At 26.7% G+C, this 20,411-nt stretch carries 16 protein-coding genes and 3 tRNA genes; 8 read left to right on the top strand and 11 right to left on the bottom strand.

Annotation, left to right across the window (positions count from 1 at the left end):
- Position 1: 1 nt before the first annotated feature.
- Positions 2 to 2,644 (bottom strand): DNA topoisomerase IV subunit A, encoded by a 2,643-nt coding sequence (locus MALL_RS01095; RefSeq protein WP_005683343.1) that lies wholly within the window; start codon positions 2,642 to 2,644, stop codon positions 2 to 4.
- Between the two features lie 162 nt (positions 2,645 to 2,806).
- Between MALL_RS01095 and MALL_RS01100 the strand changes: the two genes are divergently transcribed.
- Positions 2,807 to 3,085 (top strand): HU family DNA-binding protein, encoded by a 279-nt coding sequence (locus tag MALL_RS01100; RefSeq protein ID WP_005683382.1) that lies wholly within the window; start codon positions 2,807 to 2,809, stop codon positions 3,083 to 3,085.
- Here MALL_RS01100 and recU read toward each other — a convergent pair.
- From recU to MALL_RS01115, 3 genes are all read right to left on the bottom strand, one after another.
- Positions 3,078 to 3,581: a Holliday junction resolvase RecU gene (gene recU / locus MALL_RS01105; RefSeq protein WP_005683306.1), complete on the bottom strand. Its 504-nt coding sequence runs from the start codon at positions 3,579 to 3,581 to the stop codon at positions 3,078 to 3,080. The two genes, MALL_RS01100 and recU, sit on opposite strands and share 8 nt — an antisense overlap.
- A 63-nt stretch (positions 3,582 to 3,644) precedes the next feature.
- On the bottom strand, positions 3,645 to 4,301 hold the full coding sequence (locus MALL_RS01110) for a chromate transporter (RefSeq protein ID WP_005683372.1): 657 nt from the start codon (positions 4,299 to 4,301) through the stop codon (positions 3,645 to 3,647).
- On the bottom strand, positions 4,301 to 4,906 hold the full coding sequence (locus MALL_RS01115; protein WP_040545478.1) for a chromate transporter: 606 nt from the start codon (positions 4,904 to 4,906) through the stop codon (positions 4,301 to 4,303). Before MALL_RS01115 ends, MALL_RS01110 begins: the two co-directional genes overlap by 1 nt.
- Positions 4,907 to 4,982: 76 nt before the next feature.
- Here MALL_RS01115 and MALL_RS01120 point away from each other — a divergent pair.
- Together MALL_RS01120 and ligA are read left to right on the top strand one after the other, a co-directional pair.
- Positions 4,983 to 5,058 (top strand) — tRNA-His (locus MALL_RS01120).
- 58 nt (positions 5,059 to 5,116) lie between these two features.
- Complete coding sequence (gene ligA / locus MALL_RS01125) at positions 5,117 to 7,099, top strand: NAD-dependent DNA ligase LigA (protein WP_005683383.1); 1,983 nt, start codon at positions 5,117 to 5,119, stop codon at positions 7,097 to 7,099.
- 42 nt (positions 7,100 to 7,141) lie between these two features.
- Here the strand turns inward: ligA and MALL_RS01130 are convergent, their stop codons facing one another.
- From MALL_RS01130 to MALL_RS01145, 4 genes are all read right to left on the bottom strand, one after another.
- Positions 7,142 to 7,498, bottom strand: coding sequence for a thioredoxin family protein (locus MALL_RS01130; protein WP_005683326.1), 357 nt, complete (start codon positions 7,496 to 7,498; stop codon positions 7,142 to 7,144).
- A complete protein-coding gene (locus MALL_RS01135; protein WP_040545482.1) occupies positions 7,498 to 9,039 on the bottom strand; it encodes a hypothetical protein in 1,542 nt (513 codons plus the stop codon). The genes MALL_RS01130 and MALL_RS01135 overlap by 1 nt, the downstream gene beginning before the upstream one ends.
- Positions 9,040 to 9,061: 22 nt before the next feature.
- Positions 9,062 to 10,711 carry a ribonuclease J gene (locus MALL_RS01140; protein WP_005683393.1) on the bottom strand — a complete coding sequence of 550 codons (1,650 nt, stop codon included), beginning with the start codon at positions 10,709 to 10,711 and terminating at the stop codon, positions 9,062 to 9,064.
- A gap of 126 nt (positions 10,712 to 10,837) precedes the next feature.
- Positions 10,838 to 12,103 carry a DUF2179 domain-containing protein gene (locus tag MALL_RS01145; RefSeq protein WP_005683290.1) on the bottom strand — a complete coding sequence of 422 codons (1,266 nt, stop codon included), beginning with the start codon at positions 12,101 to 12,103 and terminating at the stop codon, positions 10,838 to 10,840.
- A gap of 116 nt (positions 12,104 to 12,219) precedes the next feature.
- Here MALL_RS01145 and tpiA point away from each other — a divergent pair, with 116 nt between their 5' ends.
- Positions 12,220 to 12,954 (top strand): triose-phosphate isomerase, encoded by a 735-nt coding sequence (gene tpiA, locus MALL_RS01150; RefSeq protein ID WP_005683398.1) that lies wholly within the window; start codon positions 12,220 to 12,222, stop codon positions 12,952 to 12,954.
- Positions 12,955 to 12,990: 36 nt separating this feature from the next.
- Here tpiA and frr read toward each other — a convergent pair whose 3' ends face one another.
- Together frr and pyrH are read right to left on the bottom strand one after the other, a co-directional pair.
- The gene (frr, locus tag MALL_RS01155; protein WP_005683310.1) at positions 12,991 to 13,542 is read right to left on the bottom strand and encodes a ribosome recycling factor; all 552 of its coding nucleotides are present in this window, start codon (positions 13,540 to 13,542) and stop codon (positions 12,991 to 12,993) included.
- Positions 13,542 to 14,258 carry a UMP kinase gene (pyrH, locus tag MALL_RS01160; protein WP_005683410.1) on the bottom strand — a complete coding sequence of 239 codons (717 nt, stop codon included), beginning with the start codon at positions 14,256 to 14,258 and terminating at the stop codon, positions 13,542 to 13,544. The genes frr and pyrH overlap by 1 nt, the downstream gene beginning before the upstream one ends.
- Positions 14,259 to 14,539: 281 nt before the next feature.
- Between pyrH and MALL_RS01165 the strand changes: the two genes are divergently transcribed.
- From MALL_RS01165 to proS, 4 genes are all read left to right on the top strand, one after another.
- Positions 14,540 to 17,539 (top strand): glycoside hydrolase family 2 TIM barrel-domain containing protein, encoded by a 3,000-nt coding sequence (locus MALL_RS01165; protein ID WP_005683334.1) that lies wholly within the window; start codon positions 14,540 to 14,542, stop codon positions 17,537 to 17,539.
- Between the two features lie 504 nt (positions 17,540 to 18,043).
- A tRNA-Tyr gene (locus MALL_RS01170) sits at positions 18,044 to 18,127 on the top strand.
- A 4-nt stretch (positions 18,128 to 18,131) separates the two neighbouring features.
- Positions 18,132 to 18,206, top strand: a tRNA-Gln gene (locus tag MALL_RS01175).
- Positions 18,207 to 18,347: 141 nt separating this feature from the next.
- The gene (proS, locus tag MALL_RS01180) at positions 18,348 to 19,784 is read left to right on the top strand and encodes a proline--tRNA ligase (protein ID WP_005683349.1); all 1,437 of its coding nucleotides are present in this window, start codon (positions 18,348 to 18,350) and stop codon (positions 19,782 to 19,784) included.
- Between the two features lie 185 nt (positions 19,785 to 19,969).
- Here proS and rplO read toward each other — a convergent pair whose 3' ends face one another.
- Positions 19,970 to 20,410 carry a 50S ribosomal protein L15 gene (gene rplO, locus MALL_RS01185; protein ID WP_005683407.1) on the bottom strand — a complete coding sequence of 147 codons (441 nt, stop codon included), beginning with the start codon at positions 20,408 to 20,410 and terminating at the stop codon, positions 19,970 to 19,972.
- Position 20,411 lies beyond the last annotated feature (1 nt).

Consider the following 20,411-nt stretch of genomic DNA (forward strand, 5'->3'; position numbering starts at 1 on the left):
ATTATTTTTTATCCTTTTCACCTAATGAACGATTAATTCTTTTTAATAATTCATCAACATTAAGTTCTAAGGTATTAATTTGCTTTTCTGCTTCACTAAATCTTTTTTCCTCATTTTGAACTTTTTCTTTTTCAGTATCTTCATCATCAAATTCAACAAAATTATTCAATAAATCTGAATCATATTTCTTAGTGATTTTATCTCCTAATTTAACTTTTAAATTCTTTTTGAAAGACGCATTTAAAAAACTTGGTGTATTTATTTTTATAAATCCTTCATCATTTTTTGAAAGTTTGTAACCAAGTGAAGATTGTAATAATATTTCATTTGTTTCAGTTTTAATTCAAAATTCAGTTTCGTTTAAACTTGAAAACATATCAGTAACAAAGAAAGGATTTAGTTTTCGATTTTTAAAAATTTCTTTACCTTTATTTGTTTTAGGTACATATAAAATATCTTTTGCTTTCATTTTTTTAAAATAACCATCATCGGTTAACATAGAAACAGTATCGTTAAATTTAACCATTTCAAATGATGCTACATAATCTTTATTACTTAAATAAACTGCTTTTGAACCTTTAGCTTTAGGACCATAAATATTTAAATCATTTTCATTATATTTAGAAGTATAACCCATAGCTGTTACGATTAAAATATCTTTTGTTCCATCACTTAATGCAACGTTTACTATTTCATCGTTTTTATCTATTTTTAATGCAGTATATGATTTATTGATTCTAGAAACTTCAAAATCACTAATTAAAGTTTTTTTAGCGTAACCTTGTTTTGACATTATAACTACATAATCACCAACATTTCAATCTTCTACATCAATAACATTTACAATTGATTCACCAGGGTATAAGGCAACAAAATCACTTAAATGAGTACCCAAATCTTTTCATTTGCTTTCAAGTATTTTATAAACAGGAATAATTGCATAATTACCTAAATTTGTAAAAATAAGAATATTGTGCATTGTATTAGATTTATCAAAAAATACTAAATTATCTTCTTCTTTTAGCATGTAACTTTCAGGAGAATTACTATCAATTATTTTTTGGCTTAATCTTTTTATATAACCATTTTTACTAAAGGAAATATTGACAATTTCCTCTTTAACCAAGTCTTTTTTGTCATGATTAAATGAAAACTCTTCAGCAACTATTTGTGTTTTTCTAGGAGTTGGAATTTCTTTAATAATACCTCTTAAAAGCTCTATTAAATAACCTACAAATTTCTTTTCATCACTTAATAACTCTTTTATGTTTGCTATATTTTTTTCAAGTTCTGCTTTTTCAATTAAAAATGCTTGTTTATCAGTTTTACTCAAACGGTATAATCTTAATTCTGCAATTGCCGTTGCTTGGTTTTGGCTAAATCCAAAAGATTCCTTTAAAGCTTTTATTACACCACTTTTTGATCCTTCGCTATTTCTAATTACTTTAATAACTGCATCTGTTATTTCAGCAACTTTTAAAAATCCTAAAACTATTTCCAATCTTAATAAATATTTATTGTAATCATAAGTTAACGTTTTAGTTTTTACATCTTTTATGTGCGCAATGTAAGCATCTAAAAGTTCATTTAAATTCATTAACTTAGGCGAATTATTACTAATAACTACATTATTATATGAGTAATTTACTTGCATAGATGTTTTTTGAAGCAAGAAGCTAATGATACTTTCTTCATTAGCATCTTTAGATAAGGTAATTACGATTCTAATTCCTTCTCTATCGGATTGATCTTTTATTTCTAAAAGCCCATCAATTGATTCATTATTTATTAAAACATCAATATCATAGACTAATTGAGATTTTACAACGCCAAAAGGTATTTCGGTTATTTCAATTAATTTATTTTTGTCTGTTTGTTTAACTGTGTAATTACTGAATAATTTAATTTTTTCTTTATCTAATTTACCGTTATAAAATGCTTCAAAAATTCCTTTATTTCCGTAGATTATACCGCCAGTAGGAAAATCAGGGCCTTTTATATGTTCCATTAAACCATCTAATGTAATTGTTGGTCTTTTTAATTTTGCGATTGTTGCTTCTAGAACTTCGTTTAAATTATGAGGTGGCATTTCAGTTGCCATCCCTATCGCAATTCCAGTAGTTCCATTAACAAGTAGATTAGGAAAAATTGATGGTAAAACCGATGGTTCTTTTTCAGAATCATCAAAATTAGGAATAAAACTAACAGTATTTTTTTTCAAGTCATCAAGCATATAATTACAAATTTTTGACATTCTAACTTCTGTGTAACGCATAGCAGCAGCAGGATCATTATCAAGTGATCCAACGTTTCCATGCATATCTAAAAGTGCTATACCATTTTTTCATCACTGAGACATATTTACCATTGCATCATAGACAGATGTGTCACCATGAGGATGGTATTTTCCTATAACATCACCTACAACTCTTGCTGATTTTTTATAAGGCTTATCACTTGTTAAACCAAGCTCTGACATAGCATATAATATTCTTCTATGTACTGGTTTTAATCCATCTCTAACATCAGGCAAAGCACGTTGCTGAATGATGTATTTTGAATATCTACCAAATTTTTCAGCCATTATTTTATCTAGTGAATTGTTTATTATTTTTTCTAATTTTTGTTGATTTTCTTTGTTCATAAATTACCTTTATTTGTATTTTATATGCAAAATAAGAATAATTTAAAAAATAATTAAATATCTTATAAAAAAATATAAAATTACATTGTAAATAATTATTTTACTTATAGCCCTTTTAAATAGGCTTAAAAGATAACAAGATTACTCTAGAAAGGAAATCTAATGACCAAAAAAGAATTCGTAATGAAAATAGCTAACAAAACTGGATACACAGTTAAAGAAGTAAATAAATTTTTCGATGCATTCGTGTTTTACCTAAAAGAAGAATTAATTGGTGAAGAAAAAGTACAACTATCAACTTTAGGAACATTCTCTACACAAATTAAACGTAAACGTGAAACAAAAAATGCCTTCACAGGTGAAAACATATCAATTCCAGAAAGACGTGTGGTAAGATTTAGACCTTCTAAATATTTACGTGAAATAGTCGATCTTAAATAAGAAATTTTATTAAAGGTAAAAAATCTAATATTCCAGGAAATGTAACTTCTACATTGATGGAATATTTTTTTATATCTTCTTTAGTTATACTTCTTGGATTTTTACTTATTAATCTATGGTACACATTAATTGGTAAAATGTAAAACTCATTATACTTGCTAAAAAATATTACAAAAAGCGCATATCCTCCTGATTTGTGAATTAAATTCAAGTACTCTACTTGGTGATCTTTTATGTTTGAAATTTCTAATTTTTCACTATTTGTACTTTTTGCTTCAAAAGCTAAAAAAGCTCCATTATAACATCCGATATAATCAACAGTTGACTTTGAAGACACAACAGCATTATCTAAACTTAATTTTCCATTTAAATTACTTATAGATTTAAAGGTAATTGGTACCTGTTTTTTTTCAATATAAGCTATATTGTTTGATCAATAATAATTGATCGTTTTATTTAGAATTGTTTCTAAAAGCATTCCTCTATTTTTATACATAACTTTAAATTAATAAAAAAATGTTCATTTACAAAAAATGAACAAATAAAGGAAAGTTGGTATTTAAAGTCAAGGCATAAAAACAATTAATGAAGAAATTATTCCGAGTAAAATTATGTAAAAAAGTGAAATCTTTTTTTTGCACATATAAACTGAGATCAAACAAACTACCGGAAAATAGATAAATAATGCAATTCTTCTTCAACCACTAAAAAATTGTGCCTTATCATTTAAAAAATCAATTGAAGCATAATTTGAAACACTTTCATTAAAACTAATAAAAGGGAACATAACCGAAATTAACAATTGTAAAGCGATACTTATAATTATTCCTGCAACAATCGGTTTCATGTATAACATGGTTTTTTTGATAATCATTTTAGACTCAAATTTTTTTATATATTTCATTGTTGATAACATAACAATTATTGCTGGAATACAAAAAATTACATAAGTTAAAAACATCGCAAGGTAACCTCACCATTCTCCACCAGCAATTATATAACCGGTAAAAAAAGCAAATTTAGTTGAAACTACTCCTGGTGTTGCATTAGAAACCACAAATATTTTATTAATTTGTTCTTGAGTTATATTGGCATTAAAAACTTCTGCTAAAAATTCTCAAAATCATTTAAAGACAGGCATAAATACTTGTCCACCACCAAATACTGAAAGTGATATTAATATTAAAATAGGTAGAGATACTAATAAAATAATCATTATTTTTTACCTCTCTTTGTTTTATTTTTATTTATTTTTAAAACGACCATTTCAAAAATAAAAATAAAAATAAATATTAAAATCATAATAACAATTGGCACATTATAAGGATTAGGTATAAAAAAACAAAAAGCAAATGTTAGTAGAAAAAGGCTTATTCATAGTATATTTGGTAATCTAAGCTTTGACATTTTTAAGTATCTAAGTGCAAAAACAATTAAAATACCCACTATCACACTTAACACTCCTACTGAAATGACATATAGATAATTAATTGGTAATAAATTGATTAGAAAGTAAAATAAAAATGCTATTCCAACATGTGGTAATATTGCTATTAATGTTATAAAAGTACCATTTCATTTGCCAAAAAATCGTACTGCTATATAGTTTAGTGATTGAATAACCGAAGGGCCAGGAAGCATATTAGTAATAATAACCATGCGATCAAATTCCTCTAAAGTTAATCATTTTTTCTTTTCTACTGCTTCAGATTTTATAACCGGCATTAGCGCATTACCGCCACCAAAACCTATTAAACTTATTTTTAGTATAAACCAAAACATTTCTAAAAAATCTTTAAAAGTTTTTTTCTCATTTTTCATAAATAAATGATAAAGAAAAACTAACAAAAATTGCAATATTTTTAAAAATTTTGTTATATAATACATAAGCAAAATGGCGAACGTGGTGAAGTGGTTAACACAGCGGGTTGTGGTCCCGTCATTCGCGGGTTCGAATCCCGTCGTTCGCCCCATATCATTAAAACAACGTAATTGTTGTTTTTTTGTTTTGTTATTGTTTATAATTAAACAATGAAACCAGAAATTTTAGAGAGATACAAAAGATTAATTGAAAATTTAAACAAGTGAAACAATGAATATTATAATCTTGATACACCAAGCGTAACTGATGAAGTTTATGATCAAGAATATCAAGAATTACTTGAAATAGAAAGTATGTACCCTGAAGCAATTTTAGAAAATTCGCCTAGTCAAATAATAGGTGGTTTTGCATCAAATAAATTTAGTAAATATAAACACAATAAACCTATGTTATCCCTAAATAAAGCAAATATAAATTCAGAAATTGAAAAGTTTTACCAGGATATTTTTAAGGTTGTAACTGATCAAAATAAAGGATTTTTTCTTGAACCAAAAGTAGATGGTTTATCAATATCTTTACACTACAATAATGGTAAATTAGTCCGCGCTGTAACACGTGGTGATGGAGTTTTTGGTGAAGATGTTACTGAAAACATTTTACAAATTAAAAGTGTAAAATTAAAAATAGATTTTTTAGAAGAAATAGAAATAAGAGGTGAAGTTTATTTATCGAAAAAAAACTTTGAAAAATTAAATAAAACATTCTTAGAAAATGATCAAAAATTATTTGCAAATCCTAGAAACGCAGCAGCTGGAACGTTAAGACAATTAGATAAAAAAATAGTTAAGCAGCGTAATTTAGATGTAGTTTTATACGAAATAGTTCAACCAGAAAATTATAATATTTCAACTCAAGAAGATGCTATAAAATTTATTAAAAACCTTGGGTTGAATACTCAAAAAAATAACCAATTACTATTCGAGTTAAGTGATATTTTAAAAGCTGTAAATGATTTTGAAACAATGAAAAATACACTTGAATACGAATGCGATGGATTAGTTATTAAGTACAATGATTTTACAAAATGAAATCTATTAGGATTTACTTCAAAATTTCCTAAATACGCTATAGCATACAAATATAAAGCAGAACAGGCAATAACAACAATAAGACAAATTGATGTAAGTGTAGGAAGAACCGGAAAAATTAATTATGTAGCTAATGTTGAACCAGTTAGTTTAAACCAAAGTACAGTTTCAAAAGCTACTTTACATAATTATGATTACATTAGGGATTTAAATTTAAACATAAATGATGAAGTAGTAATTATAAAAGCTGGTGAAATTATTCCTAAAGTTATTTCTCTACACAAAAAAAATTCATTAAACTCTTTTGAAAAAGTTTTGAATTGCCCTTCATGTAAGAGTGTTTTAGAGACTATAGATGGCAACGTTGATCAATACTGTTTAAATTTAAATTGTGAAGAAAAAATAATTAACTCAATTATTTATTTTGCTTCAAAACCTTGTTTAGATATCAATGGTCTTGGCGATAAAATAGTTAAGATTCTTTACGAAAATAACATTATTAAAAATATCCAAGACATATATTTGTTAAATAACAAAGTTGAAGAAATAGCAAAATTAAGAAGCTTTAAGGATAAAAAAATAGAAAACTTACTGACTAGTGTTGAACAGTCAAAAGGCGCTTCAATAAGCAAAGTTTTATCGTCTTTAGGAATAAAAAATATAGGTGCAAGAGCATCAAAGTTAATTGCTAAAAAAATTGATAAATTAGAAGATTTATATTATTTAAATTTAAATGACTTAGAAGACATTGCAGATATAGGTCCTAAATCAGTAGAGTCAATAAAATTGTATTTAGAAAATGAATCTAACAAAGAATTAATAATGTTTTTAGATAACATATTTACCTATGCACATGACAAAAAAGCAAATAATGAAGGTAAGTTAAACTTGTTAAGTTTTTCTATAACTGGTAAATTAGAGCATGAAAGAAATTATTATATTAGTGCTATTGAGCAGAATGGCGGAGAATTTCATACCGTTCCAACTAAACAAACAAGCTATTTAATAGTTGGATTAAATGCCGGTGATTCGAAATTAAATAAAGCTTTAAAAAACGGAACAAAACTTTTAACATTAAAAGAATTTGATAAATTAATAAATTAAAATGAACAAGTATGCTTGTTCATTTTTAATTCAAAAAATATATTATTGTTTATCATCTCATAAAATTGATTTTTCAATTCATGATTCTAAAATTTCACGAGGATAATATTCATAACCTTTTTCTAAAACGTCTTGACCTTTTAAAACGATGTGTGTAGGAACTCTTAAAACTTTTCATTTTGTATCTGGATTTCTAAATAATTTAGCTTCTTCAGCATCTACTTTGATAAATGAAATGTTTTTATTATTTTCATATTTTTTAGAAATTTCATTAATAACCGGAGCCATCATTTTACAATCTCCACATCATTTTGTTGTAAACTCTAAAAATATTAAATTATCTTCTGAGTTATTATCAATTATTTTTAAAGCTTCTTTTCATTCAAGTTCTTTAATCATTATTTCTCCTTAGATTGACCAATAAAAACACTATCTAAAAATTCTTCAACCTTACTTAATTTTGTAGAAATTTTATGCGATGTTTGTTTTTCTGGTTCAATTTGTTTATTTAAAATATTATCATTCATTATTTCTTTATTTGGCTGTGGTACAGCATTTAAAGGTTCATTAATTTTAGAATTGTTACTTAAATATGAATCATTTTTATTTTTGTTTAAGTCCACAATTTGTGTATCTTCAATTTCATTAAATTCAAATTCATCACTTATTTTTTCATTATATTGCGATTTAATTATATTGTTTTTTTTATTAATATTAGAATTATTTATCGGTTGCGATTTATTTGAATTTGATTGATTTTGTTCAGAAAAATTGATGTTTCCATTTTCTTTAAAATCAACTGCTTTAGCACTTCTAATATCAGGTCCTATTTTATTTTCTTCTAAGTCATGTTCTATAAATTCAACAAATTCTGATTTGTTTTTAATTTCAACTTCTTTAGTTGTAAAAAAGTCATCATCAAATTCTTCTTTCTTTTTAAGATTAATAGGATCAATTGTAATGTTTGCTGTTTGACTTTTGATCAATTTTTCAGAATCACTAAATGCTTCTTCTTGGAATAATTGACCAATTATAATTTCGTAATTAATTTTAGCTAAGTTAGCTAAAACAGATTTTTGTAACTTTTTAAAAGGAACAGTTTCAACGCTTAATTGCATAATTTTTCCTGCTTCTATTATAAAGTTAAAATATAGTTCAATCGATTTTGTCATATAAAACATTGAGTTTCTATGATGTAAATTTTTAATTAATTTTTTAGCTGGCAAATTATATGAATAATAGCTAAAATGCTTTTTAATTCCATTAAAAAATACTTGTAAAAAGGTCAAAACTATAATTGTTATTATTAGTAGCCCAGGTAAAATAGGAGATAAAGTAGGATAATATAAAATATTATAAAGTGTGTCTAATAAAAACCCTATATTATTATTTACATTTGGTCCATCTTCATTAAATCTGGCATATCAACCATTAGTAAAAAGAGATCGTAAAGATTCATTTGAAGTGTTAAATGAAAAGCTTGGATTATAGTAAAAATGATAAATCATATGTTCGATTAAACTTAAACAAATAAATAAAGATGCAAGTATAAGATAACAATTTTTCTTTATAACAAAAATACTTGTTTTTTTGAGCCTAGAAAAGTACGTAAACGCCTTGTTCTTAGTCATAAAAGAAAAAAAGTGAACTAGAAATGCTAAGTATCCAATTACTGTAAATAAGTAAATTAAGTTACCAAATAAAAGTCCAAAAGAGTACTGATATATTAATTCTAATCAAGTCCCTTTTGCTTGTGACATTAAGATAAAAAACACTACGATTAAGTTAAATAAGACAAACTTTATTATTTCTAAAGGTATATTTACTTTTGGATGCAAGACCTTGTTTTCTTCAGGTATATTTTCTACAAAAGGAACTTCTAATCTTTTAAAAATATCTTTTTTACTATGTAGTTTTTTTGTTATTTTTTTTGCTTTCATTTTCCTCCATTTTTTAATTTTTTTATAGTGTGTTAAATGTTAAAGAAACCATCGGTTCTTTGTCAGTAAGTTTGAAAACTTTTTTACGAATTGTTTTTCTTAATTTTTCTTGTAAGTCTCTTAATCCATTAAATTGTTCATTTCTAATTACTTGAATAATTATTGAATTTATAGTTTCGCTAATTTCTTTTTTCTCTTCTTTGTCAATAACTCCAATATAGTTGATTTGAATTTTTCCTAGCAACTCTTTAGATTTAGGATTATATAAAACAGAAATTAAGATTACTCCTTCACGTCCTAGAGTTTCTCTTTCACTAATAACTTCTGCAGAAATATCTCCAACACCAAAACCATCAATAATTGTATCTCCTACAGGTTTTACTCTTCCGTTTACTGAAAATAATTTATCATCAACAAAGTGAGCTATTTTTCCATTTTGCAACAAGATACAATTATTATCTTTTAATTTGGTTGCATTTTTTACATATCTTGTAACATCAACTAAATATCTATATAAACCTTGTGCTGGAATTAAGTACTTAGGTTCTAAAACTTTAACCATATTTATTAAGTCTTGACGCGCTGGTTTATGTTTGTAATATTCATTGAGAGAAATTTCTACGATTTTAGGAGTAATTCTTGCCACTTCATCTAAGGCCACAGCGGCTAATGATTCTAAACCATTTATTGGAGGAGCAATCATAATAACAATGTCAGTTTTTTTAAGTTTTAAAAATACATCATTATTATCAGTAATTCTTAAAAAACGAGAATATAGTCTTTCAACAGCTCCTGTAACCAAAACAACTGCATTTGGATGTTTTGAAATTGTTTTATAATCAACAATTTGCGGTAAGGCCAAGTTTGAATTCACAAGTTTAACTAAGTGCAATAATTGACCATATGTTTTTCCATAAGTTACTACAGGACGGTTATATTTAATAGCTAAATCTAAAATTTCATGTATTGAAGTCATTTCTTCATCGTAAGCACCAATAATGATTCTTTCATCATTTTTGGCTGTTGCAAAAACATCTTTAACGTTTTTTGGTAGTCCAATTTTGTCAATAGCTCTACCTGTATAATTAGAAAAACCAGCATCAACAACTATACTTAGAACTTTTCTAGCACCAATTTGTTTTTTAATTTCTTCATAAGAAGTTCTTCCATAAATTCCTAAATTTCCTTCAACAAAGTTAAATAAGAATAAAACATCTCCTGACTCAGTAATAAAATCAAAACCAATTGTTCCCATCATTGAACCTGCTAATTGAAGCGGCATAACTTCTAAAGATCCAATTTTTGTTTTCTTGTTAATAATTTCAATTGAGTAATTTTGTGCATCAATTTTGTATTTGTTTAATCTATCAATAATTATTATTTTGTTAAATGATGAAGTATAAACTTTTATGTTTTTTAATGACATTAATAATCATGGCAATGCACTAAAACTTTCATTTTTAACATCAGTAATAAATATACCTTTAATACGGTCCTTGTTGTTTTCTAAGTACTCAAAATTAGGAATTAGTGTGTCAACTCCATTTGTTGAGGTAATAGGAATTTTAGCTCCTGAATTAATAATATAAATTTCGTTATTATATTCAAGCACATACATGTTTTTACCATTTTCGTCTAATCCACCTAGTGCAAATAAATTTAAGTGATTCATTTTTCTCCTTTTAATTGATTATTATTTATAAAATTTTGCTTGTTAAGTTTAATCAACCATTAAAACATATTTTATATTATTTAAATGTATATATTTTAAAAAAGAAAAAAGTAGCATAGAACTACTTTAGAATTTTTCTTTTGGTAGATAAATATAACCATCAATACTTTTTATTTCAGAAATAGAAATAAAAGCATCGGTATCAACTTTTCGCACATTTTTTATGATTCTAGGAACTTGTTTAAACAATGCAACAGAAGTAACAACATTTAATGCCTCGCCTTTAAATCCACCTTGAGCGGCAAATAAAGTTACACCATTAACAGTTTTAGCATCAGAAGCAACCGCTTCTTTAATTTCTTCAGAGTACATTGAAAAAATTTCAACTCTAACAAGTTTAAACTTAGGAAATAAACGGCCTAAAACCAAAACAAAAATAACATTAGAAACAATTGTAGCTACAAAGTTTGGCGATAAATATAATTCAAAACTTCATGCTTTTTTCAAAACTAATGGAGTTGCTTGAGCAAAAGGGTTTAATGAATAAACTTTAGAGGCTTCATTTATTAGTAATGATCCTGGTATGTATGAACCTATTACAACACTTACTAAAATAATTGTTAAATTAATATAACCATTTATACATCCAAAACTTTTTTGAGTTTTATTTGAATATCATTCACCAATAATTCCAGTTACTCCAGCAGTTCCACCAATAATTGCAATTACTGCAAAAACTATAGCAAGCATAAATCCATAAAAAATAGAATAAACTAAAAGCGCAATTGTATTTCCTCCATCCACTCATAAAAGCGGAATAATAGAAGATAAGTCTTTTTTGTAATCGCTTAAGTTTTCTTTAACCGAAGAATTAGAAAAATCACCAATTAAATAAAGTCCATTTACATCAGGAATTTGACCAATTCCAAATGAAACAAAGGAAGAAACAAACAAAAAGATAACAGTTAAAAGTGTAAATACTTTTCCTATTTTTTTATAACCAAAAATAAATAATGGAATGCTTAAAAAAATATAAGCATTTCAAAATATTGCTTGGTCAATTAAGTTTCTAATCGATTCACTTATTCCTGAGTTTTCTGGAATTAAAGTTATTATTAATCTAGCAGCCGATTGACCTATAGCAGCTAGACCAAAGTTATAGATACCAACGTTTTTAACAAAAAAAACTGAAATAACTCCAAAAAATATTGCCATTAAAATAGTGATTATAATCATTTTTCTAAGTGACATTGGCGTATATAAATAAGCAAATTTAAGTCCAAAATTAGACATTTTGGTCCGACGATAAACTGTGTTCTTTTTAATTACTTTACGATTTGGATTTTTTAAAATAAAATCACTAGTTTTATTTACTTTATTGTCTTTTTTCAAAAAAACCTCCTTAATTATTTGCAGAATAAAAAATTAATAAAGATATTTCAATCAATATTTTTATCTTAAATAATTTTACTATATAATTACAATATTTATTTACTTAAAGGGGATATATGAAGAAATTAGTTATTATCGGTAACTGAAAAATGAATAAAACTTTTAATGAATCAGTTTTATTCATGGATAGTTTTGCTGAATTATATGAAGCAAACAAGAAAAAAATACATGAAAACACAGAATTTGCTGTAGCTTTACCATTTACCAATTTAGCTGCACACAAGACAAATAAAGTAAAATATTTATCACTAGCAGCACAAGATGTTTCAGTACATGCTAAAGGTGCTTACACAGGTGATATTTCTGTACAAATGCTTAAAGATTTAGATGTACATTACGTTATTCTAGGTCACTCAGAAAGAAGAGCATACCACAACGAATCAAGTGAATTAGTAAACCAAAAAGCTAAAGTAGTTTTAGAGGCTGGATTAGTTCCTGTAGTTTGTGTTGGTGAAACTCTTGCAGAATATGAAGCAAACCAAACAAAACAAGTCGTTAAAAAACAAGTAGAAGAATCATTAAAAGGTTTAGATTTAAGCAAAGTAGTGTTAGCTTATGAACCTATTTGAGCAATAGGAACTGGAAAAGTTGCAACACCTCAAATTGCTCAAGATGTTTGTGCATACATTAGAGAATTAACTGGAAAAGAATTAGTAATTCAATACGGAGGAAGCGTTAATCCTAAAAATATTGAAGAATTAAGTTCTCAAAAAGATATCGATGGATTTTTAGTTGGAGGAGCAAGCTTAGAGGCTGAAAGTTTTGTTTCTTTATTAACACTAGGAAAATAATTTTAAAAAAAATCAGGATTTTAAACCCTGTTTTTTTTATATTTTCATTAAGTCTGATTCTTTTTCTTTAGTAATTTCGTTAACAAGTTCCATATATTTATCTACTTCTTTTTGAATAGCATCTAGATATCTTTTTTCGATGTCTTCTGATAGTTCTTCATCAGCTTTAATGGCTTTATTAACTTCTTGACGAGCATTACGAATACCTATTTTTGCACCTTCTGTTAATTTAGATAAACTTTTAACCAATTCTTTTCTACGATCAGTAGTTAAAGTTGGAAAAGTCATTCTAACTTGATGCCCTTCATCAACTGGTAAAATTCCTAAATTAGCTGCAGTTAAGGCTTTTACGATTTCTTTAGTACTTGAAGAATCATAAGGTTTTATTAATAATTGTTGAGGTTCTGGAACTGAAATAGTTGATAATTCTTCTAATGGTGTTAATGTCTCATAATAATTAACTCTAACACCTTTAATAACTTGTGGATTTGCACGCCCTGTAGACATTTTTGACAATTCAAATTTGTAATGATTGATAGCTTTATGTGCTACTTCATCAAGTTCTAATAAATATAAATCTAATTCCATTATTTAACCACCTCTGTATGTGTGATTTCTCCTTTGAGTGCTCTTAAAATGGCATCTTTTTCTGCTATGTTAAAGACAATTAAGGAAATGTTGTTGTCTCTAGCCATACTTGTAGCAGTTAAGTCCATAACTTGTAGTTTTTTCTCAAGAATCTCATCATAAGTGATATGATCAAATCTTTTTGCTTCTGGATTTAACTTAGGATCTGAGTCATAAACTCCTTCAACTTTGTTTTTACCCATTAAAATAACCTCAGCTTTTATTTCAGCTGCATATAATGTTGCAGCTGTATCGGTTGTAAAATAAGGGCGACCTGTACCTCCAACAAAAATAACAACTTCTCCACTTTCTAAGTATTTTAATGTTTTTTCATTAACGTAGTTTTCAGCTACTTTAGCATCAATGCTAATTGAACTTTGAACTCTGGCTTTAAGTCCAACTTTTTCAAAACCACTTCTTAATGCTAATCCATTCATTATTGTTGCTAGCATACCAATATAATCAGCTCTGTTTCTTGGAATTCCATTTTTTTCAGCAGAAGCACCTCTTCAAAAGTTTCCACCACCAATAACAACTGATACCTGTACTCCCATTTCAACTATTTCTTTAAGTTGATAAGCAACATTTTCAACTAAATTGTAATCAATTGATAAATGTTTTTCTTTATTTACTAAACCTTCTCCAGAAAGTTTAACTAAAATTCTTTTGTATTTCATTTTTAACCTCATTTTTTATATATTATAAATTAAATATAAATGGATAAAAACAATAATTGAAAATACATTAATTCTAAACATAAAGTTGCTAGTAAATTGATGATCAATCTTATAAATAATTCATTAATGAAAAGAACTAAAGTACAATAAGTATTTTTTTTGTTCATTTTTTGATTATTTTTGAAAATATAAGAACAAAAGTCTAAAAAGATGTATTAATAATTCAAAGAAACTTGCTATTTTTTGAAAGTAATATAATCAAAATATAGATAGAGGTAATTATGAAAAAATTTTTAAAAATAGGTTTATTAAGTATTACAGCAACACCTTTAATATTGGTTGCTTGTGCTAATAATACTAATAGCGCTACAGATAAGGACAATTCAACAAATTCAACAAATTCAACAAATTCAACAAATTCAACAAATTCAAACAAATTTGATGAAAATAAAGAAACTTTAAAAAGAGTTGAAAGCGTTTATAAAATACATGATTTTTCAAAACGGGATGTAAGTTTAAATAATGACTGAAAATTCATTAACAAGGATGTTATAGATGCTTACAAAACTGATTTTGATGATAAGGATTGAACAAATGTTGATGTTCCTGATGATTACAGCATTAATACAGCTCATAATTTTGAAAAAGGTGAAGGTGAAAGTGCTTATAAATATGACGATAAAGCGTGATATAGAAAACATTTAACTATTCCAAAAAACTTATCGGATAAGAAATTTGTTTTGAATTTTGACGGTGTTTATAATAATGCAACTGTTTATGTAAATGGTATAAAACTAGGAAATCATCCTTTTGGTTATTCTTCTTTTTCTTATGATATTAGTAAGTTTTTAAAGTTTGATAAAGAAAATGTTATAGCTGTTTTTGTTGATTATTTATTTCCTACTTCTAGATGATATTCAGGTGCTGGAATTTATAGAGATGTAACTTTAGAAGTTAGTGATAAAGTTTCATTTCAAAAAGATGGAATTGTTTTAACAAGTCCAAAACTTAAAGATGAATTTAATACAAAAACCGAGTTAAATGTAAAAGTAAAAATAGAAAATAAAACTGATAAACTACAAAAAGCAGAACTAAAGACATTGGTTTATGATAAAAATAATACATTAGTTTCTGAATCAAAAAGCTCTATGATAGAGATAAATAATAAAAAAGTGAATGCATTAGAAAACACTGTTTCGGTTCAAAAACCTAATTTATGAGATGTCGATAATCCTTATTTATATAAAGTAGAAAATCAAATAATTGTTGATGGCAAGGTAGTAGATTCAATAAGTATTGATTATGGATTTAGATATTTTGAATTTAACAATAATACCGGATTTAGTTTAAATGGTAAAAAAATGAAATTACAAGGTGTGAATATGCACCATGATAATGGTTCATTAGGAGCAAAATCTTATAAAGATGCAGTTTCAAGACAAATTGATATTTTAAAAGAAATGGGTACAAATGCAATCCGTGTTTCACATAATCCTCCATCAAAATTATTAATTGATTTAGCTAATCAAAAAGGAATGCTTTTAATGGCTGAAGCTTATGACACTTGAACACATCCTAAAAACTTTAATACCCAGGATTATTCGATTGTTTTTAACAAAAAAATTGAAGATGATAATTTAATAATAGGCAAAGAGTCAAACGAAATGACTTGAGCCGAATTAGATTTAAAAACAATGGTCAGAACAGGAATTAATTCACCAGCAATAATTATGTGATCTATTGGAAATGAATTAGTACAAAGCGAAGGAGAACCTTATTTAACTGAATACCCAATGATTCTTAAAAAAGTTTTAGGTTGATTAAATGAAGTTGATAGAACTAGACCGGCTACTATAGGTGAAAATCATTTAAGAGTAAGACGTCCTGTTTCAGTTATACTTGCTAAATTAATTCATGAAAATGGTGGAATAGTTGGTTATAACTATGCAAATAAAGGTCAATTGGAAAATGGACGCAAAATAAATCCTGAATGAAAAGTTTACTCCTCAGAAACAACTGCTGCAACAAACAGTCGCGGAATTTATAATGTTCCGGGTAATCCTGATACTAGACAACCAAAAACACCATCTAAGAATTTAACTTCATATGATCGCTCTAGAAATTATGGATTCGTTGCAACTGATGCTCTAGAACCTGTTTTAGTTCATGATTACATGGCTGGAATATTTGTGTGAACTGGTTTTGATTATTTAGGTGAACCTGGCGCTTGAAATGAAATGAAACCAACAAAACCAGAAAAAAATCCACCTCGTAGTTCTTATTTTGGAATTGTCGACACAGCGGGTCTTCCTAAAGATAGTTTTTATTTATATCGATCTTTATGAGTGAATAAAGACACTACACTACACTTATTACCTGCTTGAAAAGAAGAAATGATAACAAAAGATAATAGTGGTAAGGTTGATGTTGTCGTTTATACAAATGCACATAAAGTTACCTTATTCAAAATAGAAAATGGAAAAGAAGTGCCTATTGAATCAAAAGAGTTCAAAGAAACTACTACAGCCGCAGGTTATAAATATAGATATTATGAAGGATCTGACAAAAGTAGGAAATCTTCTGCAAATCTATACTTTACATTTAAAGTTCCATTCTTTAAAGGTAAAATTGTCGCAAAAGCCTATGATAAAGATGGAAAAGAAATTTCTAAGACAGTTGGTAGAAATATAATTGAAAACTTTGATAAAACCGATAATGTTGATGTTAAAGTTTCCAAGACTGAATTAAAAGCAAATAATACTGATTTATCTTACTTAGAAATTACTCTAGTAGATAAAGATGGAAAAGAAGTTGCAAATGGTACTAATAATATTTCAATAAAAACTAAAGGTAAGGGAATAAAATTAGCTGCAATGGACAATGGAGTTCAATATGATTATGAACCATTCAACAGTGGTAAAAGAAATGCATTTAGTGGAAAAGTAATAGGAATTATAAAAGCTACAGATCAAATTGATAATAATAAAGTTGAAATATATTTAGATAACAAATTAATTAAAACAGTTGATATAAAAACAACAACCCAAGATTTTACAAGAGAAGTTGAAAAAATTTCTTATGTTAAATATTATGTTGGTAAAAATAGTAAAGAACCAGAACTAGAAAAAACCGTTTTACTGACATTTAAAGATGGAACAACTTATGAAGATGAAATTGTATGAAATAAAATAGATTTCAATTTAAATAATGATAAATATGTTTTAAATGGTTATAGCAAAAAATACAAAGTTGATTTACAATCAGTAATTGAATATAAATAATTTAATAAGAAAATCACGCACAGGCGTGATTTTATTATTAATTTAAATTTTTTGCGTTTATGCAAATATATGATAAATAAGAAAAGGACATGTAAACGAGTAATGCTACAAAACAACTTAAACATAAATATGAAATAAAAATTAATTAAAATAAATATTGAAAAAAGTTTTTATAAGATTATAAATTTTGAATATTTTAGAATTTTTTGTTTTTTGATTAGATTATAAAATTTTATATAGAATTTTGATTATTTGATTTTTGATTGTGTTCTGTTTTTTTAAATTGAGTTTAATATAATTTTGGGCGTAAATACCTAAAACATATAAATGGTATTTACATAAAAATTATAACATATGTTAATTTATATTAAACAAAATATATTGAAAAAAACCTATATTTTATAAGATTTTTTTCTTTACATTTTCATCTAAGTATACTCTTATAAATAATGAAAAAAGTGCTTTATAAAAAAAATTTATGTATTATAATAGATATGCAAACATGGGGGGATAGCAAAGCGGCCAAATGCGGGTGGCTGTAACCCACTTTCTTACGATTCGGGGGTTCGAATCCCTCTCCCCCCACCATTTTTGCCCCATAGCCAAGCGGTAAGGCAGTGGGTTTTGGTTCCACCACGCGTTAGTTCGAATCTAACTGGGGCAGCCATATCACCATTAGGTGATTTTTTTTATACTTTTTTTCTTTAAAAACTGGTCTTATAAAGTAAAAAGTGCAAAATGTGGAGTTTTTTCCATATTTTTTGGTTAATTTCTTTCTTTAAATATTTAAAAGAATATAATTATACCTATGAAAGAATTAGAAAAAATAACACCCCTGGAGACGGATTTTGCCAAGTGATATACTGATGTTGTTAAACAAGGTAATTTAATTGCATATGGTCCGGCTAAAGGAACATTGGTTTTTAAGCCAAACTCGTATGGAATATGAGAATTAATCCAACAAAATTTGAATGAAATTTTTAAAGAGAGAGGTGTTAATAATGTTTATTTACCATTATTAATTCCAGAAAGTTTGTTTAGTTTAGAAAAAGATCACATTGAAGGTTTTAATCCTGAATTAGCAACAGTTACTCATGTAGGTAACAAAGAATTACAAGAAAAATATTATATTAGACCTACATCTGAAGTTTTATTTGCTGATTTATTTAAAAATTCAATCGATTCTTATAACGATTTACCTCTTGTTTATAATCAATGAGCAAATGTTGTAAGATGAGAAAAAACAACAAATCCATTTTTAAGAAGTCGTGAATTTTTATGACAAGAAGGTCATACATGTCATGCTGATCCAATTGAAGCTAGAAAATTAACAAGATGTATGATAAGTACATATGCTAAGTTTTTAAAAAACTTTTTAGCTATTCCAACAATAGTTGGTAAAAAAACTCCTTATGAAAAATTTGCTGGTGCATGTTCAACTTATACAGTTGAAGCGATGATGAAAGATGGACGTGCTTTACAAGCAGGAACAAGTCATTATTTAGCACAAAATTTCTCAAAGCCATATTCAATAGTTTTTAAAAATAAAAACAATGAATTAGAAAATGTTTATCAAACTTCATGAGGAGTTTCAACTCGTTTAATTGGTGCTTTAATTATGACACACGGTGATAATCGTGGAATAATAATTCCTCCTCGTGTTGCTCCAATTCAAATTGATTTAATTGAATTGTTTGGAGCTAAATCAGCCAAAGTTAAAGAAGTTAGCCAAAAGCTATATGAATTACTTAGAAGAAAATGAAGAGTAAGAGTAGATGCAAGCGATAAACAACCTGGTTTTAAAGCTGCCAATAGTGAAATTCAAGGTGTTCCTTTAAGAATTGAAATTGGACCTAGAGATTTAGAAAATGATATGGTTACAATTGTAAGAAGAGATACACTTGAAAAAACATTAGTAAATTATAATGATGTTAAAAAAATTATTCAAAAAAAATTGGATGATATTCATGATAATCTTTATAAAAGTGCTAAAGATAGATTAGAAAGTAAAACAGTTTGAGTTGATACCTATGAAGAATTTAAAAAAGAAATTCAGAAAAATAATTTCGTGGTCGCACCATTCTGTTGTTTGGATGAAGCAGAAATTAAAATTAAAGAAGAAACTGGTGCTACATCGAGATGTATTCCTAAAACTTTAGATAAACCTAATAAAAATAAATTGTGTATTTTCGATACATGTAAAACCGAAACAAATCGTTACGTTATTTTTGCAAAAGCTTATTAATAAAATATAACCACATTGCGCTTGTGTATAGGTAAATGTGGTTTTTTTGTGCTTTTTAATTAATTAATAATTTTTTAAAAATAGACAAATTAATCTATGAATAAGGCAATTTAGTAAAATTGATATTAAAAGCAAATAAAAAGACAAGAATGGAATCTTGTCTTTTTATTATGATTGAATTTGTCTTATAAAACTTCGACTTTACCACCAGCTTTTTCAACAGCATGAATAGCTGTTTCTGAAGCTTTGTGAACTTGAACGTTTAATTTTTTACTTAAAGTTCCTTTTGCTAATAATTTAATAGGTAAGTTACGTTTAACAATGTTAGCTGCATATAAAGCTTCAATTGTTACTGTGTCATTTGCTTTGAAGTTTGATTCTAATTGTGATAAGTTAACAACTTGGTATTCAACATGGTTAACATTGTTAAATCCACGTTTACCAATACGACGGAATCAAGGAGTTTGTCCCCCTTCGAATCCTAATCTGTGTCCGCTACGTTTGTTTTGTCCTGATTGACCTTTACCAGCTTGTTTTCCTTTACCAGCAGCATGTCCACGACCTTTACGGTGTTTATCTGGTCTTGATCCTGGTGTTGATTTTAATGTATGTAATTTAATAGCCATT

The sequence above is a fragment of the Mycoplasmopsis alligatoris A21JP2 genome, from assembly GCF_000178375.1.
Lineage (GTDB): Bacteria > Bacillota_I > Bacilli_A > Mycoplasmatales > Metamycoplasmataceae > Mycoplasmopsis > Mycoplasmopsis alligatoris.